Consider the following 23,710-nt stretch of genomic DNA (forward strand, 5'->3'; position numbering starts at 1 on the left):
ACGACCAGGCCCGCCTGCTGCTGGATCTGCCCGACCCGCCGACGGCGGTCTTCGCCGGCAGCGACGAGCAGGCCTTCGGCGTCCTGGAGGCGGCCCGCCCCCTCGCCGAGCGCGTCCGCCACCTCATGGCGCAGATGACGCTCGAGGAGAAGGTCGCCCAGCTCTACGGCGTCTGGACGGCGATCGGGGAGGGCGAGGACGTCGCGCCCAACCAGCACGAGTTCAGCGAGCCGCTCCCGCCGTGGGAGGAGCTGACCAAGCCGGGTCTGGGGCAGCTCACCCGCGTGTTCGGCACCGCCCCCGTCGAGCCGCTCACCGCGGCGCGGGTGCTCGCCCAGACGCAGCGCGACCTGGTCGCCAACTCCCGGCTCGGCATCCCCGCGATCGCCCACGAGGAGTGCCTGGCCGGGTTCACCGCCTGGCAGGCCACGGTCTTCCCCGTCCCGCTCGCCTGGGGCGCCTCGTTCGACCCCGCTGTGGTGGAGCGGATGGCCGCCGCCATCGGGGGGCAGCTGCGCTCGGTCGGGGTGCACCAGGGCCTCTCCCCCGTCCTCGACGTCAGCTTCGACGCGCGCTGGGGGCGCACCGAGGAGACCATCGGCGAGGACCCCTACCTGGTCGCCGTCCTGGGCAGCGCCTACACCCGCGGGCTGGAGGGCGCCGGCGTCGTCGCGACGCTCAAGCACTTCGCCGGGTACTCGGCCTCCGGGGCCGGCCGCAACCACGCCCCGGTGCACCTGGGGCCCCGCGAGTTCGCCGACGTCGTGCTGCCGCCCTTCGAGACGGCGCTGCGGGAGGGCCGCGCCCGCTCGGTCATGCACTCCTACGCGGCCGTCGACGGCGTGCCCCCGGCTGCCGACGACACGCTGCTCACCGGCCTGCTCCGGGACACGCTCGGCTTCGACGGCGTGGTCGTCGCCGACTACTTCGGCATCTCCTTCCTCCAGTCCACGCAGGGCGTCGCGGGCTCCCCGGGCGAGGCCGCGGCGCTGGCGCTGGCCGCCGGCGTCGACGTGGAGCTGCCCACGGTGCGCTGCTACGGCGAGCCGCTGCTGGAGCTCGTCCGCACCGGGGCGGTGCCCGAGGCGCTGGTCGACCGGGCGGTGGAGCGGGTGCTCCGGCAGAAGGGCGAGCTGGGGCTGCTCGACGCCGGGTGGGACCCCGAGCCGCCCGCGCTGCGCGACGGCGGCCTGGACCTCGACCCCCCGGAGCTGCGCGCGCTGGCCCGCACCATGGCCGAGCGGTCGGTGGTGCTGCTCGACAACAGCGGTGTGCTCCCGCTGCGCGCACCGTCGTCGCTGGCGGTCGTCGGCCCGTGCGCCGACGAGGTCCTCTCGCTGATGGGCTGCTACGCCTTCCCTAACCACGTCGGCGTGCAGCACCCCGACGTCCCCCTCGGCATCGAGCTGCCCACCCTGCTGGAGGCGGTGCGCGGCGAGTTCCCCGGCGCCACGGTCACCACCGCGCAGGGCTGCCCGGTGCAGGAGCCCGACCGGAGCGGGATCGCCGACGCGGTCGCCACGGCCTCGGCCGCGGAGGTCTGCATCGCCGTCGTCGGGGACGTCTCGGGGCTGTTCGGCCGCGGCACCTCCGGCGAGGGGTGCGACGCCGACGACCTGCGGCTGCCCGGTGCGCAGGCGGAGCTGCTCGACGCCCTGCTGTCGACCGGCACCCCCGTGGTGGTCGTCGTGCTGAGCGGCCGCCCGTACGCGCTGGGCGAGGTCGCCGGCCGCGCCGCCGCCGTGGTGCAGGCGTTCTTCCCGGGCGAGGAGGGCTCCGGCGCGGTCACCGGCGTGCTCTCCGGCCGGGTCAACCCGTCGGGCAAGCTGCCCGTGCAGGTGGCCCGCACCCCCGGCGGATCCCCCGCCACCTACCTCGGCCCGGCCCTCGGCCGCGCCGGCGGCATCAGCTCGGCCGACCCCACGCCGCTGTTCCCCTTCGGCTTCGGGCTCTCCTACACCACCTTCGCCCTCGACGACGTCCGGCTCGACGGTGCCCGCGTCGGTGAGACGCCGGCCGAGGTCCCGACGGACGGGTCGGTCGAGCTCTCGTGCACGATGACCAACACCGGTGACCGCGACGGCGCCGAGGTGGTGCAGCTGTACCTGTCCGACCCGGTGGCCAGCGTGGTGCAGCCGGTCCGCCGGCTGATCGGGTTCGCGCGCGTCGAGCTCGCCGCCGGGGAGACGGCCCGGGTCTCCTTCCAGGTGCACGCCGACCGTGCCGCCTTCACCGGCCGCGACCTGCGCCGCGTCGTCGAGCCGGGCGAGCTGGTGCTCTCGGTCGGCACCTCCAGCGAGGACCTGCCCCTGCGCGTCCCGGTGCGGCTGACCGGGCCGGAGCGGGAGGCCGGCCCCGACCGCGTCCTCACCACCCCCGTGCGGGTCGAGCCCGTCCGCTGAGCGGCGGTCCGGTCAGCGCGCGCCCCGCAACCGGGCGCGCGCCGACCGGACCAGGGCCCCGGCCACGCGGTCCAGCGGCGCGGAGTGCAGCCGCCACTGCTGCCAGTGCAGCGCCACGTCGACGGCACCGCCCGGGTCGAACGACCGGACGGCACCGGCCGTGCCCGCCTCGAGCTGGAGCTCCGGCAGCATGCCCCACCCGAAGCCCAGCGCCACCGCGGTGAGGAAGTCGGCCGACGAGGGCACGTGGTGCACCGGCAGGTCCGCCGTCGAGGGCAGGTGCCGGCGCAGGTAGGCGTGCTGCAGGTCGTCGCTGCGGTCGAAGACGACCAAAGGCGCCCGCGCGAGGGCCGCGGGGTCGGGCCCGTCCGGGAGCCATCGGTCGAGGAAGCCCGGCGCCGCGCACGGGAGGTAGCGCATGGTGCCCAGCGGGGTCACCCGGCACCCGGCCACCGGCTCGGCGTCGGAGGTGACCGCCCCCATGACGGTGCCGTCGCGCAGCAGCGCGCTGGTCCGGCTCTGGTCCGCGCTGTGCAGGTCCATGCGCAGCTCACCGGCCAGCGGGGCCAGCGCCGGCAACGCCCAGGTGGCCATCGAGTCGGCGTTCAGCGCGAGCGGGACCACCGGCGCCCCGGCGCCGGCGGGGTCGAGGGTCCGCCCGGTGTCCGCCACCAGGAGGCCCACCTGGCGCGCCAGGCGCAGCACCGGCTCGCCGGCGGCCGTCACCGTCGCCGGCCGCCCGCGCCGCACCAGCACCCGGCCGGCGGCCTCCTCCAGGGCCCGCAGCCGCTGGGAGACCGCCGACGGGGTCACGTGCAGCCGCCGTGCCGCCGCCTCCAATGTCCCCTCGTCGACCACCGCGACCAGGGTGCGCAACTGCGCCAGGTCCACGTCCATGGACAGCGATGCTAATGATGGGCAAGGAAGATGAGCTGGACTGCTGCCCGCGTCCTCCCTAGCGTGGCTGCACGTGACGACAGGACTGCTGGCCGCGGTGGCCGGGCTGGGGCTGGGCCTCTCGCTGATCGTGGCCATCGGCGCGCAGAACGCCTTCGTGCTGCGCCAGGGTCTGCGGGTCGAGCACGTGCCGGCGGTCGTCGCGGTCTGCGCGGTCTCCGACGCCGTGCTCATCCTCGCCGGGGTCGCGGGCAACTCCTGGCTGAGCGCCCGCCTCCCCGACGCGATCACCGTCGTCCGGCTCGGCGGGGCCGCCTTCCTGCTCGGCTACGCCGTGCTGGCGGCCCGCCGCGCGCTGCGCCCCTCCTCGATCGCGGTCGACACCGGCGGCCGCGGCACCGGCCTGGCCGCCACCGTCGTCACCTGCCTGGCGCTCACCTGGCTGAACCCGCACGTGTACCTGGACACGGTGCTGCTGCTCGGCTCGGTGGCCGACAGCCACGGCGACCGGCGCTGGTGGTTCGCCGGGGGCGCCGTGGTCGGCAGCCTCGTCTGGTTCGGTGCGCTGGGCTACGGCGCGCGGCTGCTCCGCCCGCTGTTCGCCCGGCCGGCGGCCTGGCGGGTCCTGGACGCCGGCATCGCCGTCGTCATGGCCGCCCTCGGCCTGGGGCTGCTCTCCTCGGCGCTCTGAGCGGTCAGAGCCCGACGAGCTCCTCCAGCGCACCGACCTCCTGGCGGGACAGCTTCCGGATCGATCCGCTGCGCATGCGCTGCAGCTGCACGGGGCCGACGGCGGTGCGGGTCAGCCGCGAGACGGGCAGCCCGACGTGCGCGAGGAGGCGGCGGACGATGTGCTTGCGCCCCTCGTGCAGCACCACCTCGACCACGGACTGGCCGGCGTGGGTGTCGACGACCGTGAAGGAGTCGACCTTCACCGGGCCGTCCTCGAGCTCCACCCCGGCGCGCAGCCGGCGGTGCAGGTCCCGCGGCACCGATCCCGAGACCTGCGCCAGGTAGGTCTTGCGCACGCCGTAGGAGGGGTGCGCAAGCCGGTGGGCCAGCTCGCCGTCGTTGGTGACCAGCAGCAGGCCCTCGGTGTCCTGGTCGAGGCGGCCGACGTGCACCAGCCCGGGCGCCAGGTCGCCCACCATGTCGCCGATGGTCGGACGGTTGCGGTCGTCGCTCATCGCGGTGATGACGCCGGCGGGCTTGTTGATCGCGTAGGTGACGCGGTCGTCGCGGATCTCCAGCCGGGCGCCGTCCACCGCGATCTTGTCCTGCAGCGGGTCGACCCGCATGCCCTGCACCCGCACCTGCTCACCGTTCACGCTGATCCGGCCGGCGTCGATCATCTCCTCGACGACCCGGCGGGACGCGACACCGGCCCGGGCCAGGACCTTCTGCAGCCGCTCCCCCTGCCGCTCCTCGCCGGCGCCGGTGGCCGGCCGGTCGCCCGGGTGCGCCGGGGCGAGCTCCATGTCCTCCGACCAGCCCTCGCCGGCCGCGGTGGTGCTCTCGTCGTTCGGGGTCGGCGTGTTCATCGCCGACCAGTGTCCCATCTCCCGCTGCCGGGTCCCGCCCGCCCGCACGGCCTCCGCCGCCCACCGCAGGCGTGGCCCCTCTGCAGGGTCCCGCCGCGAGCGTGCGAGCGGTGCGGGGCAGAGGAGTCCGCCCTCAGGCGTCGGGGTGCTCCTCGAGGAAGGTCGCGGTCTCCGGCAGCAGCGGCGCGAGCTCGGGCAGGTCGGCGAGGCTGGCCAGCCCGAGCCGCTCCAGGAACAGCGGGGTGGTCGCGTACAGCCCGCCGCCGCTGTCGGGGTCGCTGCCCACCTCCCGCACCAGCCCGCGCGCGAGGAGCGTCCGCATCACCCCGTCGACGCCGACCCCGCGGATCGCCGACACCCGCGCCCGCGTCACCGGCTGCCGGTAGGCGATGACGGCGAGGGTCTCCAGCGCGGCCTGGGTGAGCCGGCTGCGCTGCCCCTCGCCGAGGTACCGCTCGACGGCGCCGGCGTGCTCCTCGCGCGTGTAGAGCCGCCACGCCTCGCCCACCCGGCGCAGCGTGATCCCCGCGGAGCGCTCGTCGTAGGCCGCGGCCAGGTCGGCCAGCCCCCGCCGCACCTGCTCGGGCGGGCAGCGCAGCGCGGCGGCCAGCGTCTCCTCGTCGACCGGGTCGTCGACGACGAAGAGCAGCGCCTCCAGGCCGCCGCGCAGCTCGTCCGGGTCCAGCAGCTCCGCGGGCTCGGGCTCGGGTTCCGGCTCCGGCTCGGCGGCCGGTCGCGGCGCGGGCGCCGTGACGGCGGCGAGGTCCTCGACCGGCACCGCCGGCACCGCTTGCTCCTCCACCGGCCGCTCCGCGACCCGGGCGGCGAGCTCCGCCGCGACGGCGTCCCAGGCGGCCGGATCGGCGTCCCCGCGCTCGGCCGCCTGCTCCCGGGTGGCGGCCAGCTCGGCGGCCAGCGCCTCCCAGGAGAAGGGGGCGGGTTCCTGCCCGGCTCGGTCGTCGGTCACCGGTACTCCTCGTCGGCGTCGGGGGCCGGGGCACCGGCCGGGTCGGGGACGGACTCGCCGGTCCACCGCACGTGCAGCTCGCCCAGCGGCGTCAGCTGCTCGAAGACGACGCGCTGCTGGCGGTACAGCTCGAGCAGCGCGAGGAAGCGGGCCACCACCTCCAGGGTGTGCGCGCAGTCGGCGGTGAGCGCCCGGAAGCTCGCCGCCCCCGACCGCACCAGGTGGTTGCGCACCAGGAGCAGCTGCTCGGAGACGCTGACCGGCGGCGCGTGCAGGTGGGCCACGCTGACCGTCTCCGGTGCCTTCGGCGCCAGGGCCCGCGCGGCGAGGGCGGCGAACTGCTGCGGCGTGACGCCGAGCAGCACCTCGGGCACGAGCTCCGCGAAACGCGGCTCCAGCGCCGCCTCGCGCGCGAACCGGCGGACGGCGCCGGCCTCCCGCTCGCGCAGGAAGGCCGCGGCCTGCTTGTAGGCCTTGTACTGCAGCAGCCGGGCGAACAGCAGGTCGCGCGCCTCGAGCAGCTCCAGGTCGTCCTCGTCGTCGACCTCCGCCGCCGGCAGCAGCCGGGCCGCCTTGAGGTCCAGCAGCGTGGAGGCGACCACGAGGAACTCGCTGGCCTGGTCGAGGTCCAGCTCGTCGCCGAGCGCGCGCAGGTGGGCGATGAACTCGTCGGTCACCTGCGACAGGGCGATCTCGGTGACGTCGAGCTTGTGCTTGCCGATCAGCTGCAGCAGCAGGTCGAACGGGCCCTCGAAGTTGGTCAGCCGGACGGTGAAACGCGCAGGCGCGGCCCCGCCGGCCTGGTCCGCCGGCGGAACCGCGCCCGTGCTCCCGCTCACGGGCTCCGAGCGTATGCGGCCCTCGTGCAGGGCCCCGCCACGAGCTCGCGAGTGGTGGGGGGCACGAGAGCCCTTCAGCCCTGCAGCCGGCGGACCAGGACCGCGTCCTCGCCGCGCTCGGCCAGGTCGGCCAGCAGCACCGACACCGCCTCGCGGACGATCCGTCCCCGGTCGGCGGCCACCCCGTGGTGCGCGCGCAGCGTCAGCCGCGCGGACTCCAGGGCCAGCAGCTCCTCGGCGGAGATGTAGACGGTGATCTTCTCGTCGTGCTTGGTCCGCTCGGTGCGCCGGGCGGGCTTGCCCCGCGTGGCGACCCGGGGCTGCAGCACCGGGGCCGGGGCGGGCTCGGCGGGGACGGCCCGGAACGCGGCGAGGTCGTCGTCGGCCGGCTGGGCGCCGCCCGGCACGAGGGTGAGCGAGGCGGCCGCCTCGGCGGGCGACTCCCCCACCCGGCGGGCCGCGCTGCGCAGCGCCGGCGAGCTCGCCGGCGTCGGCAGGCTGGGCAGCTCGGTGACCTCGGGCACGGACGTGGTGTCGGTGCGGCGGAACAGCTCCGAGGCACCGGGCAGGACAGGACGCCGGGTCACAGTGCCAGCACCTCCTTGGCGAGGTCGCGGTACGCCGAGGCGCCCGACGACGTGGGCGCCCACGTGGTGATCGGCTGCCCGGCGACGGTGGTCTCCGGGAACCGCACGGTGCGCTGGATGACGGTCTGGAACACGGTGTCGCCGAACGCCTCGACGACCCGGCTGAACACCTCCCGGCAGTGCACGGTCCGGGAGTCGTACATGGTGGCGAGGATGCCGTTGATCTCCAGCGACGGGTTGAGCCGCTCCTTGACCTTGTCGATCGTGTCGACCAGCAGGGCCACCCCGCGCAGCGAGAAGAACTCGCACTCCAGCGGGATCACGACGCCCTGCGCGGCGGTGAGCGCGTTGACCGTCAGCAGGCCGAGCGAGGGCTGGCAGTCGATGAGGACGTAGTCGTACTCCTCGACGACGTCGGCGAGCACCCGCAGCAGCGTCTGCTCCCGCGCCACCTCGCTGACCAGCTGCACCTCGGCGGCGGAGAGGTCGATGTTGCTGGGCACCAGGTCCAGACCCGGGATGTCGGTGTGCACCCGCACGTCCCGCAGGCTGGTCCGCCGCTCCATGAGGGCGTTGTAGATCGTCCGGTCCAGGGTCTGGGCCGGGATGCCGAGGCCCACCGACAGCGCGCCCTGCGGGTCCAGGTCGATCAGCAGCACCTTGCGCCCGAACTCCACCAGCGCGGCGCCCAGGTTGATCGTCGACGTCGTCTTGCCGACGCCGCCCTTCTGGTTGCACATCGCGATGACGCGGGCCGGGCCGTGCTGCGTCAGCGGCTTGGGGTCCGGCAGCTTGCGCTGTCGCGCGCGGGCCGGGTCCTGCCGCAGCGCGGCCGCCCCCATCTCGGGGTCGGAGTCGTGCGGGCGCGCGACGGCAGAGGCCGCGTCCGCTCGGATCGCCATGGGTTGTCGCCTCCAGCTCGGTGCCCGACCGGACGTTCCGGGTGCGGCCAGCCGTCCTGTCCGCTCGGGTGACGAGGACGCTAGGGAGCGGGAGGAAGCTTCCCAAGGCGGCGCGCCGTCGACGTGTCGACATGGCGACGAATGCCAACCAGTGTGACTGCTCAAGTCGAGCTGGTGACAGATGTTGCCATAGTCATCCCGGTCCGGATGTCAGGTCAGCGCCCGGGGGTGGCTGGTGGCGTAGACCTCGCGGAGCCGGTCGACGGTGACCAGCGTGTAGACCTGCGTCGTCGTCACCGAGGCGTGGCCGAGCAGTTCCTGCACGACGCGGACGTCGGCGCCGCCGTCGAGGAGGTGGGTCGCGAAGCAGTGCCGCAGCGTGTGCGGCGAGACCTCCCCGGTCAGCCCGGCGCGCTCGGCCGCCGTCCGCAGGATCGACCACGCGCTCTGCCGGGACAGCGGCCCGCCGCGCACGTTGAGGAACAGCGCGCCGCCGCGGACGCCCGGACGGCCGTTCGCGGCCAGGGCGGGCCGCGCGCGCACCAGGTACTCCTCGACGGCGCGCAGGGCGTAGCTGCCGACCGGGACCACGCGCTCCTTGCCGCCCTTGCCGGCCAGCCGCACCGTGCTCTGCCCGCGGTCGAGGTCGTCGACGGCCAGCCCGACCGCCTCGGAGATGCGCGCCCCCGTCCCGTACAGCACCTCCAGCAGCGCCCGGTCGCGCAGCCCGCGCGGCCCCTCCAGCGAGCCGGCCGCCTCGATCAGCGCGACCACCGACTCGACCGGCACCGCCTTGGGCAGCCGGCGGGCCGGGGTGGGCGGCCGCACCTCGTGGGCGACGTCGTCGGGCACCAGCCCGTCGAGCAGCGCGAACCGGTGCAGCCCGCGGACCGCGACCACCGCGCGGGCCGCCGAGGTCGCCGACAGCGGCGGGTGGTCGTCGTCGCCGCGGCGCAGCGCGGCGAGGAAGCCGGCGACGTCGGAATCCGCCACCTCCCGGAGGCCGCGGACCCCCGCCGCCGCCAGGTACTCGGTGTAGCGGCGGAGGTCCCGGCGGTAGGACGCGATGGTGTTGGCCGCCAGCCCCCGTTCCACGGTGAGGTGGTCCAGGTAGCCGGTGACGACCCGGTCGACCTCGGGTCCGGCGGACAGCGCGCTGCTCAGAACGGCACCTCCTGGAGCGGGACGGCGGCCAGGCCGTGGGCTTCGGCGACCTCGGGGAGCACCACGCCGCCCGCGGCGACGTTGACCCCGTGGGCGAGCGCCGGGTCGCGGTGGACGGCAGCGGCCGTGCCCTCGGCGGCCAGCGCCATGACGTAGGGCAGCGTGACGTTGGTGAGCGCGTGCGTGGAGGTGTTGGGCACCGCGCCCGGCATGTTGGCCACGCAGTAGAACACCGAGTCGTGCACCCGGAAGGTCGGGTCGTCGTGCGTGGTGGGCCGGGTGTCCTCGAAGCAGCCGCCCTGGTCGACGGCGATGTCCACCAGCACCGAGCCGGGCTTCATCCGCGCCACCAGCTCGTTGCCGACCAGCACGGGCGCCTTGGCCCCCGCGACCAGCACGGCACCGATCACCAGGTCGGCGTCGAGGACGGCACGCTCCACCTCGTAGGCGTTGGAGGCGACGGTCTGCAGGTGCCCCTGGTAGATCCGGTCGGCGGCCCGCAGCTTGTCGATGTCGCGGTCCATGACGACGACCTCGGCCTGCATGCCCAGGGCGATCGCCGCCGCGTTCATGCCCGAGACGCCGGCGCCGATCACCACCACCTTGGCGGCGTAGACCCCCGACACCCCGCCGAGCAGCACCCCGCGGCCGCCGTGCGCCCGCTCCAGGCAGTGCGCGCCCACCTGCGGCGCCATCCGGCCGGCCACCTCGGACATGGGCGCCAGCAGGGGCAGCGTGCCGTCGGCCTTCTGCACGGTCTCGTAGGCGATCGCCGTCGTCCCCGAGGCGACCAGCGCCTCGGTGCACTCCCTGGACGCCGCCAGGTGCAGGTAGGTGAACAGCGTCTGACCGGCGCGCAGGCGGCCGTACTCCTCGGCGATCGGCTCCTTGACCTTGAGCAGCAGGTCCGCGTCGGCCCACACGTCGTCGGCGTCGGCCACGATGCGGGCGCCGGCCGCGGTGAAGTCGGCGTCGGGGATGGAGGACCCCTCCCCCGCCCCCCGCTCCACCAGCACCTCGTGCCCGGCGCGTGTCAGCTCCGTGACACCGGCCGGCGTCAGCGCCACCCGGTACTCGCGGTTCTTGACCTCTCGGGGAACTCCGACCCGCATCGCTGGCTCTCCTGGTCCCGGCGGCCGCTCCCGAGGGTGACGGGCCGGCCCACCACGTCGTGGGCCGCCCGGTCGGGGCGGGCCTCGCCGCGGAGTGTAGGCACGCCGACCCGCCCCGTCCCGGTCAGAAGCCGTTCCGTGATCGTCCCGGCCCCACCTCGCGGCCGGCGCCGGGCTGCCGTGGCCGGCCGGCTGCCCCACGATGACGGGGCCACCCACCCCTCGAGGAGGACACCTCCCCATGCGCCTGTACGCCGAGCACCCCGCCCTGCGGGCGCGCCAGCTCGCCGCCGACCTCGGCTTCCTGGTGTGGGCGGTGGTGTGGGTGCTGGTGGCCCGGGCCGCGCACGGCGCCGTCCTGCTGCTGGCCGGTCCCGGGCGCGCGGTCGAGGACCTCGGGCGGTCGGTCGCCGGCTCGATGGACTCCGCCGCGGCGGCCGCGGCGGGCGTCCCGCTGGTCGGCGAGGAGCTCGCCGCGCCGTTCGACGCCCTCTCCGGTGCGGGCGGTTCGGTGGGCGGCGCCGGGCAGTCCGCGCAGGACGCGGTGGGCACGCTGGCGACGGTCGTCGTCGTCCTGGTGCTGCTGCCGGTGGGGTGGCTGCTGCTGCGCTGGCTGCCCTGGCGGCTGCGCTCCGCCCGTGACGCCGGCGCGGCGCGGCGGCTCGCCGGCAGCGCCGCCGGCCTGGAGGTGCTCGCCGTCCGCGCCGCCGCCACCGCGCGGCTGGACCAGCTCGCCGGGCTGCCGGGCGGCACCGGTGCGGCGTGGTGGGCCGGCGACCCCGCCGCCACCGAGCGGCTCGCCCGGCTGGAGCTCCGCCGCCTCGGCCTGCGCCCGCCCACGTGACCGGCCGGGCCGGCCACCCGTCAGGGCCCCCCGCAGAGCGTGCCGAGCGTGGGGGAAGGGTGGTCCTCTCTCAGCCGGCGTCGACCGGACGCAGCTCGGGGCCGGCCGCCCGCACCTGGGCGGCGGCCAGCAACCCGACGACCGCGGCGACGTTGCGGATGCCGCCGTCGAAGACCCGCTGCACGGCGTCGGCCAGCGGCACCCGCTCCACGGTCATGTCCAGCTCCTCGTGCTCCACGGTGAAGCCCTCGGGCCGGTCGACGTCGGTGAGCCCCTCGGCCAGGTAGACCAGCACCTGCTCGTCGCAGAAGCCGGGTGAGCTGTAGTGCGTGGTGAGCAGCGACCAGCGGGCCGCGGAGAGCCGCACCTCCTCGGCGAGCTCGCGCTGGGCGGTCTCCAGCGGCGGCTCGCCGTCGGCGTCCCGCAGCCCGGCCGGCAGCTCCCACAGGTAGCCGCCGACCGGGTGCCGGTACTGCCGCAGGAGGACGACCTCGTCGGCGTCGGTGAGGGCCACGACCGCCACCGCCCCCGGGTGGTGGACGACCTCGCGGACGCTGTCCCCGCCGCCCGGCATCGCCACGGTGTCCTTCACCAGGCTGATGACCCGGCCCTCGTACACCGGCTCCGAGGAGAGGACGCGGTACTCGTGGGGGTCCGGCTGCCCCGTCCCCATCAGATGCCGACCTTCTCCGCCTCGTCGACCGGCACCGGCAGCCGCGCGGACTCCTGGTAGTCGACGGCGGCCTGCACGAACGCGGCGAACAGCGGGTGCGGCCGGGTCGGGCGGCTCTTGAGCTCCGGGTGGGCCTGGGTGCCGACGAAGAACGGGTGCGCCTCGCGGGGCAGCTCGGCGAACTCCACCAGCAGCCCGTCGGGCGAGGTGCCGGAGAACACCAGGCCGGCCTCGCTGAGCCGGTCGCGGTAGGCGTTGGCCACCTCGTAGCGGTGCCGGTGCCGCTCGGTGATCTCGGTGGACCCGTAGGCGGCGGCCACCACCGAGCCGTGCTGCAGCGCCGCGGGGTAGCTGCCCAGGCGCATGGTGCCGCCCATGTCGCCGCGGCCGGCGACGACGTCGAGCTGGGTGGCCATGGTCGAGATGACCGGGTCGGGCGTCTCCGGGTCGAACTCGGCGGAGTTCGCGTGCTCCAGGCCGGCGACGGTGCGGGCGTACTCGATCACCATGCACTGCAGCCCCAGGCACAGCCCCAGGGTCGGGATGCCGTTGGTGCGGGTGTACCGGATCGCGCCGAGCTTGCCCTCGATGCCGCGCACGCCGAAGCCGCCGGGGATGCAGACGCCGTCGACGCCGGCCAGCGCCTTCTCCGCGCCCTCGGGCGTCTCGCAGTCGTCCGAGGGCACCCAGCGGATCTGCACCCGGCTGCGGTGGGCGAAGCCGCCCGCCCGCAGCGCCTCGGTGACCGACAGGTAGGCGTCGGGCAGGTCGATGTACTTGCCGACGAGGGCGATCGTGACGGTCTGCTTCGGCGCGTGGACCCGGTCGAGGAGGTCGCCCCACACCGTCCAGTCCACGTCGCGGAAGGGCAGGCCCAGCCGGCGGACGACGTAGGCGTCCAGGCCCTCGCGGTGCAGCACCTTCGGGATGTCGTAGATCGACGGCGCATCGGGGCAGGAGATGACCCCTTCGGCGTCGGTGTCGCACATCAGGCTGATCTTGCGCTTGAGGCCCTCGCTGATCTCCCGGTCGGAGCGGCAGACCAGGGCGTCGGGCTGGATGCCGATGCTGCGCAGCGCGGCCACCGAGTGCTGCGTCGGCTTGGTCTTCAGCTCGCCGGACGGCGCGATGTAGGGCACGAGGGAGATGTGCAGGAAGAAGCAGTTGTCCCGGCCGATCTCGTGCCGCACCTGGCGGGCGGCCTCGAGGAAGGGCAGCGACTCGATGTCGCCGACGGTGCCGCCGATCTCGGTGATGACGACGTCGACGCGCTCGGCGCTGTCCGCCCCGGCGAGGATCCGCGCCTTGATCTCGTTGGTGATGTGCGGGATGACCTGCACGGTGTCGCCGAGGTACTCCCCGCGCCGCTCCTTGGCGATGACGTCGGAGTAGACCTGGCCGGTGGTCACGTTCGCCCGGCCGGAGAGGTCGGTGTCGAGGAAGCGCTCGTAGTGACCGATGTCCAGGTCGGTCTCCGCGCCGTCCTCGGTGACGAACACCTCGCCGTGCTGGAACGGGTTCATCGTGCCCGGGTCCACGTTGAGGTACGGGTCGAGCTTCTGCATCGTGACGCGGAGGCCACGGCTGGCCAGCAGCGTGCCGAGCGAACTGGCGGTCAGGCCCTTCCCGAGCGAGGAGACGACCCCGCCGGTGACGAAGACGAACTTCGTCGGCTGGTTGTTGTGGAGCAGGAGGCTGCCACCCGAGTGATCACGTGTTCCCGACGGTCGATCCACGGGAGACGACCGTAACACGGTCGGGGCCCGCCGCCCGGCCGGAGTGCGGAGCGCCACCCACGGACTCCCCCGGCCCGGTGGGACCGGGCTCCGGGCCGGCGGCCAGCCACACCAGCAGCGGCACCAGCAGGGCGGCCGCGGTCGCCGGCAGGGCGACGCCGGAGTCGTTGACCAGCGCCCCGATCGTCAGGCTCAGCGCGACCGCCAGGAGCGCGGCGCGCAGCACGGCGGCGTCCGCGAGCGGCAGGCCGGCCGGGCCCCGCGGTGCGCGCCCCGGGCCGGGCGGCACGCTGCGCAGCGGGCCGCCGGGCCGCAGCAGCCAGACGGCGGCGACGAGCGCGACCGGCAGCATCCAGGCCAGCGGGCTGCCCAGGAGGATGCCGATGTTGGCCTGCGCCTTCCGGCTGATGACGGTCCACGCCTCGCCGGTGAGCACCTGCTCGACGAACCTGCCCAGGTGGGTGCGGTCGGTGGGGGCGCGCAGCCAGTCCAGCACCGCGACCGAGCTGACGGCGACCACCGCCGCGGCGAGGATCGCGCCGAGCCGGACGGCGGTGACCCGCACGCGCGCGAGCAGCATCGCCAGCAGCAGGAAGCCCGGGAGCGCGGCCAGGACGCCCCCGAAGTCGCGGCCCAGCGGCGGGGCGCCGATGACGGCGACGGTGAGCAGCCCGGCGGCCAGCACGACGGCGGCCGTGCGGCGGCGCGCCCGCCCCTCCGGCGACCGGCGGCCGACGGCGGCGGCCACCGCTGCGGTGACGGTCAGGGCGCTCACCGACAGCAGCCCGAAGGTGAGGTTGCCGTAGCCGGTGAACCGCCCGGCGACGACCGCGTCGTAGCCCAGCGGCCCGTTCAGCTCCAGCGGCGAGCCGCTGAGCACGTCGCCGACGAGGGTGAGCAGGGTGATCGCGAGCACCGCCAGCGCGGGGCCGAGCCGGCGCCGGCGCCAGGGGCCGAGGGCGGCGACCGCCAGCACGGCCACATCGGCGACGACCACCGCGGTGAGCAGCGCGGCCAGCGGCGCGTCGGCCCGCTCCCAGGGGACCGCGCCCGCCAGGTAGGTGGCCACGGGCAGCCCGGCGGCGGCCAGGCAGAGCAGGCGCAGCGCCCGCCGCGCAGGCGGCCAGGTGCCCGGCCGGGCGCCGCGGCGGCCGCTGCCGACCACCAGCACGCCCAGCCCGACGACGGTCGCCCCGACGACGACGAAGGTCCAGAAGAAGACGCCGGTGTTGCGGTGGTGGGTGGTGGCGGCGACGTTGACCAGCTCGAGCTCGTCCACCGCCTGCGCCAGCGGCGGCCGCTCCCCCGTGCTCCGCCACGGCTGGCCGTTCATCGACGCCGGCGGGTCCAGGCCCAGGGCGCGCAGCACCGTCGGGGCGACGTCGATGAGCTGCACGAAGGGCACCCGGCCCGTGCTCGCCGAGGTCAGCCAGCCGACGTCGAACCCCGGACCCGCGGCCATGCCGACGTGCAGCTGCGGCCGGCCGTCGTTGACCTCCGAGATGCCGGCCAGCAGCAGGAGGGTCTCCCCGGGGAGCGTGTCCAGGGCGGCCCGCAGGCGGCCCAGCACGTCGTCGATCCGGGTGAGCGCGGCGGCACGGGGTTGCGGCCGGGTGCCGTCGTCGGTGGGCTCGGCGCCGGGGGCGCCCGCGTCCGCGAGCCGGTCGAGGGAGACCAGGGTCAGCGGGCAGCCGGTCAGCAGCCCGGCCAGCTCGGCGGGCTCGGCGGGCAGGGTGGGGACGGTGGTCAGGGGGACCCCGTCGGCGGCGACCGCGAGGGCGGCGGCCCGGCCGGACACGGTGGCGCAGCCGACGGCCGCGCCGAGAGCGCCGGGCTCCGCGCCGAAGCGGACGGTGCCCTCGTCCTCGGCGATCCGGGCGACGGTCGCCTGCGGGTCACCCAGGGCGACCTCGGCGACCCGCTCCTGCAGCCCGCAGCGGGTGAGGGAGGTGTCCATCCGGGGTCCCTCGGGCGCCTCGCCGTCGGGGGCGGCCTCCTCCTCCGCACCGGGGGCCTCGGGGTCGGGCAGCGTGGGCAGCGGCACGGGGGGCAACCCCTCGTCGGTGCCGGGGAACCGCGCCCGGTTCCCCGCACCGAGCGTCGCCCAGCCGTCCAGGACGCAGGTGGTGGACCGGGCGGCGCGCACCGAGGTCGCCCCGATCGCCGACTCCCCCGCGAGCGACCACAGCTGCGGGGTCGCCGCGGGGTCCACATCGGCCCACGTGAGCCCGGGCACGCCCACGACGACGACGCGGTCGGCGGCGTAGCCCTCCGCGCCGGCCGCCGCGGCAGCCGTGCCCGGCAGCCCGACGAGCAGCAGCGCGACCAGGGCTCCCAGCGCCGCTGCGCGGCGCGTCCACCGCGCGGCCGGCCCGCTCACGGCCCCGGCCGGGCCGGCGCCGTCCCGAGCAGCTCCCGGTAGATGCCGGCCAGCTGCGCGGCCGTGCCCGCCTCGTCGGGCCAGCCGGCGGCCTGCCGCAGCCCGGCCGCGGCGAGCTCGGCGGCGTGCGCGCTGTCGCAGAGCACCCGAACCACGGCCTCGGCCAGCGCGACGGCGTCGCCCACCGGGACGAGCTCGGCGGCGTCGCCCAGCAGCTCCGGCAACCCGCCGGTGCGGGTCGCCACCAGGGGCACGCCGGCCCGGAGCGCCTCCTGCGCGGTGAGCGACCGCGCCTCCCAGCGCGAGGGCAGCACGCACACGTCCGCGGCGCCCAGCAGGTCGGCGACGTCGTCGCGGCGGCCCAGCAGGGTGACCGGCAGCGACTCGGCGCGGATGCGCCGGGCCAGCTCGCCCTGCAGCGGCCCGTCACCGGCGATGACGACCGAGGGCACCGGGCGCACCCGCTGGTCGGCCGACCAGCGGGCCACCGCGTCGAGCAGGACGTCGTAGCCCTTCTGCGGGTGCAGGCGGCCCACGGCGACGACCAGCGCGCGGTCGTCGTCGAGCCCGAGGCCGGCCCGGACCTCGGCGGGCGTGCGCGTGGCCGGGGGCAGCGGTGGCGCCGAGACCGGTGCCACCCGCACGTCGCGGGCACCCAGCCGGCGGGCGTTCGCGGCGAGGTCGGCCGAGGCGGCGAGCACCACGTCGGCGGCCCGCACGGTGGCCCGCTCCGCGCGTTCCAGCACCCGGCGCCGCAGCCCGCCGCCCTCGGGGAGGGCGTTGTGCAGGGTGAGCACCAGCGGCACCCGGCCGCCGGCCAGCCGGCGCGCGACCGCGGCGACCAGCCCGGCTCGCAGGCCGTGGGCGTGCACGAGGTGGCTGCCGGCCAGCGCGCGGCGGAGCGCCTGCACGGCGCGCGCGTCCGCGGCCGGGGCCAGCCCGGCGGAGATCTCCACGGGGGTGAACCGGGCGCCGCGGCCGCTGAAGCCGAACAGCGCGTCGGTGGCGGCGGGTCCGCAGACCGCCACGTCGGCGCCGGCGGCCCGCAGCGGCGCGACCAGCGAGCGGACGTGGGTGCCCACCCCGCCGGTGCTGGTGGCCAGCACCTCGGTGACGCAGCGGCCCCGCAGGAGCGGCTCAGCCACTGCGCACCTCCTGCTCGCCCGTCGACCGCAACTCCCGGAGCGCCCCCACCAGTTGCGCGCGGGCCGTCCCCATCATGACGGCCAGCGCCACGACCAGCACGACGCCCCCGACGACGACGCCGGCGCCGAGCGCGGCGAGCAGGCCGCCGGGCACCGGGTCCGCGCCCAGCGCACGGGCCAGCCACAGCCCGGCGCCGCCGGCCAGGGCCGCCGCCAGCACCGCGGCGGGGCCGCTGCGGGAGAGCCCGTGCAGGGCCGGGCGTCCGGCCACCCGCAGCACGACCACCAGCAGCCCCGCCCCGGCGACGGTCACCCCCAGCGTGTGGCCGAGGGCCAGCGCCGCCGCCCGGTCCGCCGGGGGCAGCACGGCGGCCAGGACGACGTCGGCGGCGACGGCGAGCAGCCAGCCACCGAGCACGCAGGCGGTCGGCGCCTTCCACAGCCCCCGGGCGTAGAGCGCGCGGGTGAGGACGGCGACCAGGGCGTAGCCGAGCAGGCCGGGCGCGAAGGCCACGACCGCGTCCCGCAGCGCGGCCACCTCCCGGTCGGTGCCGCCGGCGAAGAAGACCCGGGCCACCGGGCCGGCCGCGGCGACCAGCGCGGCGGTGGCGACGGCGGAGGCCGCGACGACGAGCACGACGACCGGTGCGAGCGCCCGCCGGTAGCCGGTCTCGTCACCGGACTCGGCGCGCTCGGCCAGACCCGGGTAGGCCGAGGTGGCCAGCGGCACCGCCAGCGCCGCCCACGGCAGGAGGAACACGGTCAGGGCGGCGACGTAGACCACCTGGGTCCCGTCCGGCGCCCCGCTGTTGGCCAGCCGGATGGCGACCGCGGCCACCAGCTGCTGGCCGGCCAGGGTGAGGACGCCGGCGAGGGCGAGCCGGCGGACGCGGGGGGCGGCGCCGACGGGGAAGCGCAGCGACGGGCGCAGCCCCAGCCGCAGCCCCCGCAACGGCAGGAGCAGGCTCAGGCTGAGCGCCGCCACGCCGAGCGTCGTCCCCACCCCGAGCACGAGCTCGGCAGGGGTGGACAGCGCGGCGACCTCCTGCCCGCCGCCGATGGCCGCGAACACCAGGTAGGCCGCCGCGACGACGACGCTGGACAGCAGCGGTGCCAGCGCCGGGCCGGCGAAGCGCCGGTGCGCCTGGAGCACGCCGGTGAGGACGATCCCGATGCCGTACAGGACGACCTGCGGGGCGAACACCAGCAGGAAGCGGGCGGCGAGCGCCACCTGCTCGGGGTCCTCGCCGCCGAGCAGGAGCCGCGCGATGGGCTCGGCCAAGAGCGCGAGGAGCACCGCCAGCGGCACGAGCAGCAGCAGGGTCCAGCCGAGCAGGGCCGAGGCGGTGCGCCGCACCTGCTCGCGGTCCCCGGCGGCGATGCCGCCGGCGAGCATGGGGACGACGAGGCTGGCCAGCGCGCCACCGGCCACCACCTCGAAGACGATGTTCGGGACGTTGTTGGCCGCCAGGTAGGTGTCGCCGGTGCTGCCGGGCCCGACCGTGTTGGTGAAGACGAGCGTGCGCCCGAACCCGGCCAGCCGGGCCAGCACGGTGAGGACCGCGATGAGCGCGGCGGCACCGGCCACGCCGCGGGCCACCTGCCGCCCGGTCACGAGGGGCGGCGGCCGAGGCGGTCCAGTTCGCGCAGGCCCGGCGTGGCCTCGATGACGCGGGTGAAGCTGACCCGCTCGCTGGCGAGGGTGAGGCCGGTGACCACCGCGAGCACACCGGCCCGGGCCCCGCGCGGGCCGACGGCGGCCAGCCGCAGCCCCAGCAGCGCGCCGAGGGCGTTGGCCCCGCTGTCGCCGAGCATGACCCGCTCGCCCAGGTCCGCGGGCAGCACGGCGAGGGTGGCGCCGAGGGGTCCGGCGGCCAGCCCCCCGGCGGGCCCGCCGAGGCCCGCGGCGGCGGCGAGCACGCCCGCCTTGGCCGCGCGCCCCGGCCGCAGGTCGAGCAGGTTGAGCAGGTTCGCCGTCCCGGCCACCAGCCCCGTGGTGAGGACGCCGTCGACGAGGGCACCGGCCCCGCGACCGCTCCCCCGGGTGAGCAGGGCGGCCGTGGCGGCAGCGGCGCCGATGCCGGCGACCTTGACCGCACCGGCGGACACCCGGCCCTCCCGCAGCGCGCGCAGGTGGCCGGCGAGCCCCTTGTCGCGGGCCTGCTCGGGCCGGGCGCCGGCGAGGTCGTCGTACCCGCCGACCAGGCCGGACACGGCGCCGACCACGACCGCGGCGGCCCGCGTGCCGGGCGGGGCACCGAGCGCGGCGGACGCCGTCGCCGCCACCGCGAGCGCCGGCCCGCCGAGGAGGGTCACCGGCCGGCCCGCGTAGTTCGTCCGCCGCCACGGCGCGCCGGCCGTGCGTCCCGACAGCGCATCGGCGACCACCAGCGCGGCGCGGGCCGCGCCGGCGCCGGCGAGCGCGAGGACCGCCGTCCGCCGCGCCGTCACTGCGGCGCCGCGGGCACCGGCGGGATCGGCTGCGCCCCCTCGGCGGTCCCGTACACGCCCGAGGTGCCCTGCGACTCCTGCCCCAGCGCGAGGACGGTGCTGATGCGGCCCACCTCGGTGCCCACGTTGTCCACCGTGGAGACGACGGCGGCGAGCGCGGGGTCGGCGCGCAGGGCACCCACCAGCCCCTCGGGGCGGGCGGACGCCGCCGTACCGGCGACGACCGCGCCGCGGCCCTGGGCGTCGAGCGCGGTGGCCAGGGCCACCAGCGCCGCGTTGCGCTGCTCGGCGTCCGGGCCCTCGAACGGGCTGCCGTTGAGGACGACGGCGTGGTCCGCCGGGGAGACGGAGGCCGATTCGGCGGCGAGGACCTCCAGGGAGGCGAGGCCGGCCAGCACCGACGAGACCGCCGTGTCGTCGGGCACGGGGCCGCCCTCGGGGACCATGAGCACCTGGGACAGCAGGCTCGCCACGAGGACGCCGGAATCGCCGCTCTCGGGCAGCTGCAGGCCCGCAGGCAGGCCTGGCCCGGCCACGTAGCTCTGCAGCGCCGCCGCGCTGGCCGGGTCGGTGTAGGCCGGCTGGAGCCGCAGGACGCCGCTGACCGAGCCACCGGCCTCGCCGATGAGCGCGGTCACCTCCTCCACCGTCTCGGGCGCGACGCCCTCGTCGGTCAGGACCAGCAGGACGCTGCGGTCGGTGAGGGTGCCCGCGACCAGCGCCGGACCGACGGCCTCCTCGAACTCCTGCGAGGTGTCCAGCTGGGCCTCGAGCTCCCGGGTGCGGTCCTCGAGGTCCCGCTTGTCCTGCTGCAGCGCCGCCACCTGGTTCTCGATGTCGGCGAGGATCGGCTCGTTGAGCGCCGTCGTCCCGATGACGATGCCCAGCGCGACCGCGAGGAAGACCGCGATCAGGGAGACCAGGTGGTAACGGAAGTCGATCACGCGAAGAGGTTCTCCAGCCAGAACACGAAGCTGTTCCATTGGTCGAGCAGCAGTTCCAGGTACACGCGCCCGGCCGCGGACAGGGCCAGGGCCGACCCGATCGCGACGAGGGCGGCGATCACCAGGACCACGAGCGCGGTGGTCGAGATGCGGCTGCGGTAGAGCCGGCTGACGCCCTTGGCGTCGACCAGCTTCCCGCCCAGCCGCAGGCGGGTGAGGAACGTCGAGGCCATGCCCCCGCGCCCCTTGTCGAGGAACTCCACGAGCGTGGCGTGCGTCCCGACGGCGACGATGAGGGTGGCGCCCTTCTCGTCGGCCAGGAGCATCGCGATGTCCTCGCTGGTGGCGGCCGCGGGGAAGGTGATGGCGTCGACCCCGAGGTCCTGCACGCGGGCCAGCCCGGGCGCGCGGCCGTCGGCGTAGGCGTGCACGACCACCTCGGCACCCGAGCGCAGCACGTCGTCGCTCACCGAGTCCATGTCGCCGATGATCATGTCCGGTGAGTAGCCCGCCTCGACCAGCGCGTCGGCGCCGCCGTCCACGCCGATGAGGACCGGGCGGTAGTCGCGGATGTAGGAGCGGAGGGCGTGCAGGTCCTCCTTGTAGTCGTAGCCGCGCACGACCACGAGCACGTGCCGGCCCTCGATCTTCGTCGCCACGTCCGGGACGCCGACACCGTCGAGCAGGAGCGCGCGCTCCCGCTTCATGTACTCCATGGTGTTGGCGGCGAAGGCCTCCAGCTGCACGGAGAGGCCGGCCCGCGCATCGGCCATCGCGGCGGCGACGGTGCCGGCGTCGTGCTCCGTGCCCTCGGCGAGCACCGCACCCTCGGCGTCGAGCAGGCGACCACCCTCGAGACGGACCTCGGCGCCCTCCTTGACCTTCGCGAAGACGTCCTTGCCGACGTCGTCGAGCAGGGGGATGCCGGCGTTGATCAGGATCTCCGGGCCGAGGTTCGGGTAGCGGCCGGAGATGCTGGGGGCGGCGTTGACGACGGCGGCGACCCTGCAACCCACCAGGGCGTCGGCGCTCACGCGGTCGATGTCGACGTGGTCGATGACGGCGATGTCGCCGGGGCGCAGCCGCTTCGTCAGGTTCTTGGTGCGCCGGTCCAGGCGGACGGTGCCGGCGGTGCCGGGACCTGCGTCCTGTGCCCGGCCGCGGCGGACGGTGCCGATGCGCATGACATCGCATGCTGCCACGCTCGGCGGGCGGGCCCGCCCTCCGACGCGCCTCGGCAACGCCCTGGTCACGCAGCGTGTCCGACACCACCTCGGCGCGACACGCCGGGCGCGCCGCGTCGACCGCCTTCGCGGAACCGTTACCGAGTCGTGACTAGCGTTGCCCGTGTGACTGGAGTGGCCGGAGCCCTGACGACCGCAGCCTCCCTCCCGCAGGTCGAGGAGGACGCGCCCTCGCCCGCCGGGGCGGCGGTGATCCGTGCCGTGCCCGCGCCCGAGCCGGTCGCACCGCCGGCTGCCCCACCCGGCCGGACGCCCGGGGCGGACGCCGGGGACCCCCCGCGCGGCCGCCGCAGGCCGCGGGGACAGGGCATCCGCGAGCACCGCAGGCAGGAGACGCGCGCCCGCATCGTCGACGCCGCCACGGAGCTGTTCGACGCGCGCGGGTTCGACGCGGTCAGCGTCGTGGAGATCGCGCAGCGCGCCGGTGTGGTGGAGAAGACGGTCTTCAACCACTTCCCGGTCAAGGAGGGGCTGGTCTTCGACGCCGACCCGCCCATGCGCGCCGCCCTGCTGGCCGCGGTGCGCCGCCGTCCGGCCGGCGAGTCGGTGGCGGCGGCCGCCGGGAGCTTCGTCGTCGCCGCGATGAGCCTGCTCGGCACGCCCGAGGCCGCCGACGGGGTGGCCCGCATGGCACGGGTGATCCGCGGCAGCCGGACGCTGCAGGTGCGGGAGCGGGAGATCCTGGGTGAGCTCACCACCTCGCTGGCCGACCTGATCGCCGAGGAGACGGCGGCGCGGCCGGGCCAGCTCGAGCCGTGGCTGGCCGCGCACGCCGTGCTGGGGCTGTACGCCTCGCTGCTGGAGCTCGCGCGCGACCGGGTCCTCGACGGGGTGAGCGGCCCGGAGCTGTCGGCCGAGCTCCGCCACCAGGGCCGGCGCGGCCTGGCCCTCCTGCAGTTCGGCCTCGCCGGCTACGCCAAGCGACGCTAGCTCTTGTCGTCCTCCGGACGGCGACCGCGGCCAGGTGCCGGACCCCCGTCGTGCTGAGCCGTTCCCCGGCGTTCCTCGGGGGACCCTCCGGGCCCCCACTCGTCCCGCGGCCACGCAGGGCGGCTCCCCGCACCTCCTCGGGGACCCTCCGGGCCCCGACGTCAGGACGGAGTGATCTGCAGTGAACCCAGCAGCTGGTCGGCGCGGTCGCCGGGGAGCTCTGGATCCCGGGTGAACAGCGCGATGGCGACCATGTACCCGTCCTCCCCTGCCCAGCCGTGCCCGTCGGCGCACAGCCGGCGGATGTGGTCGCGGACCTTGGGCTGGCTGCTGTAGGGGCCGAAGTCCAGCCCCATCGCCAGGAAGTTGACCACCCGGTAGCCGAGCTCCTCGGCCGTGCGCACCGTCGCCTCGGGGTCGGAGTAGCTGGCCACCGCGGTGATCACGTCGGTGTAGCCCACCTTGAGCAGCTGCAGCACCAGGTCGTTGCCGCGCACGCCGCCCCACAGCTCCGGCATCAGGATGTCGCGGTCGGGGGCGGGGATGTACGGCGGGTTGCTGATCACCGTGCGGGCCGGCCGGCCCCCCGCGGAGTCGGCCTGGTCGAAGAAGTCGCCCAGCTCGACGGTGTACCGGTCGGCGACGCCGCGGGCGGCGATGTTGGCGCGGGCCTGGTCCACCGAGGGCGCGCTGATGTCGTAGCTGCGGACCCGCAGGTCGGGCAGCGAGCGGACGACGTCGGAGATGGCCGTGGCGTCACCGGTCCCCAGTTCGTCGACACCCTCCTCGGCCCATCCGAGCTGATCGCGGTACTGGCTGAGCAGCATGCACACCGAGAAGCCGTAGTGCGCGGACTCGTCGGTCGAGGAGAAGCAGGTCACCGGCGGCCCCTACCCCGGCACTCCTGCGTTCACCCGCACCGGGAGGAGCACGTCCCCGGATCGGTGGACAC

General features: G+C 76.2%; 21 protein-coding genes. 4 read left to right on the plus strand and 17 right to left on the minus strand.

The window, feature by feature from the left end; translation table 11 throughout:
* Positions 1–2,402, plus strand: a 2,402-nt coding sequence (locus E9565_RS12805) for a glycoside hydrolase family 3 N-terminal domain-containing protein (protein WP_308196128.1), incomplete at its 5' end; no start/stop codon positions are given.
* Between the two features lie 12 nt (positions 2,403–2,414).
* Here the strand turns inward: E9565_RS12805 and E9565_RS12810 are convergent.
* Positions 2,415–3,299, minus strand: coding sequence for a LysR family transcriptional regulator ArgP (locus tag E9565_RS12810; protein WP_236835339.1), 885 nt, complete (start codon positions 3,297–3,299; stop codon positions 2,415–2,417).
* Between the two features lie 73 nt (positions 3,300–3,372).
* Between E9565_RS12810 and E9565_RS12815 the strand changes: the two genes are divergently transcribed.
* Positions 3,373–3,990, plus strand: coding sequence for a LysE/ArgO family amino acid transporter (locus E9565_RS12815; RefSeq protein WP_236827246.1), 618 nt, complete (start codon positions 3,373–3,375; stop codon positions 3,988–3,990).
* 4 nt (positions 3,991–3,994) lie between these two features.
* Here E9565_RS12815 and E9565_RS12820 read toward each other — a convergent pair whose 3' ends face one another.
* The 7 genes from E9565_RS12820 to ald all read right to left on the minus strand — a co-directional run bounded on the left by E9565_RS12820 (position 3,995) and on the right by ald (position 10,411).
* Positions 3,995–4,840 (minus strand): pseudouridine synthase, encoded by an 846-nt coding sequence (locus tag E9565_RS12820; RefSeq protein ID WP_236827247.1) that lies wholly within the window; start codon positions 4,838–4,840, stop codon positions 3,995–3,997.
* A 133-nt stretch (positions 4,841–4,973) separates the two neighbouring features.
* Positions 4,974–5,807 (minus strand): SMC-Scp complex subunit ScpB, encoded by an 834-nt coding sequence (scpB, locus tag E9565_RS12825; RefSeq protein ID WP_236827248.1) that lies wholly within the window; start codon positions 5,805–5,807, stop codon positions 4,974–4,976.
* The gene (locus E9565_RS12830) at positions 5,804–6,646 is read right to left on the minus strand and encodes a ScpA family protein (protein WP_236827249.1); all 843 of its coding nucleotides are present in this window, start codon (positions 6,644–6,646) and stop codon (positions 5,804–5,806) included. The genes scpB and E9565_RS12830 overlap by 4 nt, the downstream gene beginning before the upstream one ends.
* Before the next feature lie 74 nt (positions 6,647–6,720).
* Positions 6,721–7,233, minus strand: coding sequence for a hypothetical protein (locus E9565_RS12835; RefSeq protein WP_236827250.1), 513 nt, complete (start codon positions 7,231–7,233; stop codon positions 6,721–6,723).
* Positions 7,230–8,135 (minus strand): ParA family protein, encoded by a 906-nt coding sequence (locus E9565_RS12840; protein ID WP_255726030.1) that lies wholly within the window; start codon positions 8,133–8,135, stop codon positions 7,230–7,232. The genes E9565_RS12835 and E9565_RS12840 overlap by 4 nt, the downstream gene beginning before the upstream one ends.
* Before the next feature lie 210 nt (positions 8,136–8,345).
* The gene (locus E9565_RS12845; protein ID WP_236835367.1) at positions 8,346–9,299 is read right to left on the minus strand and encodes a site-specific tyrosine recombinase XerD; all 954 of its coding nucleotides are present in this window, start codon (positions 9,297–9,299) and stop codon (positions 8,346–8,348) included.
* Positions 9,296–10,411, minus strand: a complete 1,116-nt coding sequence (ald, locus tag E9565_RS12850) for an alanine dehydrogenase (protein ID WP_236827251.1) — start codon at positions 10,409–10,411, stop codon at positions 9,296–9,298. The genes E9565_RS12845 and ald overlap by 4 nt, the downstream gene beginning before the upstream one ends.
* A 241-nt stretch (positions 10,412–10,652) precedes the next feature.
* Between ald and E9565_RS12855 the strand changes: the two genes are divergently transcribed.
* Entirely contained in the window at positions 10,653–11,255 is a 603-nt protein-coding gene (locus tag E9565_RS12855) for a hypothetical protein (protein WP_236827252.1), read from the plus strand.
* Between the two features lie 70 nt (positions 11,256–11,325).
* Here E9565_RS12855 and E9565_RS12860 read toward each other — a convergent pair whose 3' ends face one another.
* Genes E9565_RS12860 through steA form a run of 8 tightly spaced genes read right to left on the minus strand, consistent with a single transcriptional unit; the run spans position 11,326 to position 21,768 of the window.
* Positions 11,326–11,928 (minus strand): NUDIX hydrolase, encoded by a 603-nt coding sequence (locus tag E9565_RS12860; protein ID WP_236827253.1) that lies wholly within the window; start codon positions 11,926–11,928, stop codon positions 11,326–11,328.
* Positions 11,928–13,619, minus strand: coding sequence for a CTP synthase (locus tag E9565_RS12865; RefSeq protein ID WP_236835369.1), 1,692 nt, complete (start codon positions 13,617–13,619; stop codon positions 11,928–11,930). Before E9565_RS12865 ends, E9565_RS12860 begins: the two co-directional genes overlap by 1 nt.
* A 19-nt stretch (positions 13,620–13,638) precedes the next feature.
* Entirely contained in the window at positions 13,639–16,044 is a 2,406-nt protein-coding gene (locus E9565_RS12870) for a hypothetical protein (protein ID WP_236835341.1), read from the minus strand.
* Positions 16,041–17,189, minus strand: coding sequence for a glycosyltransferase family 4 protein (locus tag E9565_RS12875; protein WP_236835343.1), 1,149 nt, complete (start codon positions 17,187–17,189; stop codon positions 16,041–16,043). Before E9565_RS12875 ends, E9565_RS12870 begins: the two co-directional genes overlap by 4 nt.
* Positions 17,182–18,804 (minus strand): murein biosynthesis integral membrane protein MurJ, encoded by a 1,623-nt coding sequence (gene murJ, locus E9565_RS12880; RefSeq protein WP_236835345.1) that lies wholly within the window; start codon positions 18,802–18,804, stop codon positions 17,182–17,184. Before murJ ends, E9565_RS12875 begins: the two co-directional genes overlap by 8 nt.
* Positions 18,801–19,640, minus strand: coding sequence for a hypothetical protein (locus tag E9565_RS12885; protein ID WP_236835347.1), 840 nt, complete (start codon positions 19,638–19,640; stop codon positions 18,801–18,803). The genes murJ and E9565_RS12885 overlap by 4 nt, the downstream gene beginning before the upstream one ends.
* Positions 19,637–20,584, minus strand: coding sequence for a copper transporter (locus E9565_RS12890; RefSeq protein WP_236835348.1), 948 nt, complete (start codon positions 20,582–20,584; stop codon positions 19,637–19,639). Before E9565_RS12890 ends, E9565_RS12885 begins: the two co-directional genes overlap by 4 nt.
* On the minus strand, positions 20,581–21,768 hold the full coding sequence (gene steA, locus E9565_RS12895) for a putative cytokinetic ring protein SteA (RefSeq protein WP_236827259.1): 1,188 nt from the start codon (positions 21,766–21,768) through the stop codon (positions 20,581–20,583). Before steA ends, E9565_RS12890 begins: the two co-directional genes overlap by 4 nt.
* Before the next feature lie 165 nt (positions 21,769–21,933).
* Between steA and E9565_RS12900 the strand changes: the two genes are divergently transcribed.
* A complete protein-coding gene (locus E9565_RS12900) occupies positions 21,934–22,758 on the plus strand; it encodes a TetR/AcrR family transcriptional regulator (RefSeq protein WP_236835351.1) in 825 nt (274 codons plus the stop codon).
* A gap of 161 nt (positions 22,759–22,919) precedes the next feature.
* Here the strand turns inward: E9565_RS12900 and E9565_RS12905 are convergent, their stop codons facing one another.
* A complete protein-coding gene (locus E9565_RS12905; protein WP_236827261.1) occupies positions 22,920–23,639 on the minus strand; it encodes a methylase in 720 nt (239 codons plus the stop codon).
* Positions 23,640–23,710 lie beyond the last annotated feature (71 nt).

Origin of the sequence: Blastococcus sp. KM273129 (genome assembly GCF_021698995.1) — a bacterium.
Classification (GTDB): Bacteria; Actinomycetota; Actinomycetes; order Mycobacteriales; family Geodermatophilaceae; genus Blastococcus.

What these genes read in the sequence shown, in the direction of transcription:
- E9565_RS12810 (WP_236835339.1), bottom strand. Translation starts at nt 3,299, where the DNA reads ATGGACGTGGACCTGGCGCAGTTGCGCACCCTGGTCGCGGTGGTCGAC.
- E9565_RS12820 (WP_236827247.1), bottom strand. Translation starts at nt 4,840, where the DNA reads ATGAACACGCCGACCCCGAACGACGAGAGCACCACCGCGGCCGGCGAG.
- E9565_RS12840 (WP_255726030.1), bottom strand. Translation starts at nt 8,135, where the DNA reads ATGGCGATCCGAGCGGACGCGGCCTCTGCCGTCGCGCGCCCGCACGAC.
- ald (WP_236827251.1), bottom strand. Translation starts at nt 10,411, where the DNA reads ATGCGGGTCGGAGTTCCCCGAGAGGTCAAGAACCGCGAGTACCGGGTG.
- E9565_RS12855 (WP_236827252.1), top strand. Translation starts at nt 10,653, where the DNA reads ATGCGCCTGTACGCCGAGCACCCCGCCCTGCGGGCGCGCCAGCTCGCC.
- E9565_RS12860 (WP_236827253.1), bottom strand. Translation starts at nt 11,928, where the DNA reads ATGGGGACGGGGCAGCCGGACCCCCACGAGTACCGCGTCCTCTCCTCG.
- steA (WP_236827259.1), bottom strand. Translation starts at nt 21,768, where the DNA reads ATGCGCATCGGCACCGTCCGCCGCGGCCGGGCACAGGACGCAGGTCCC.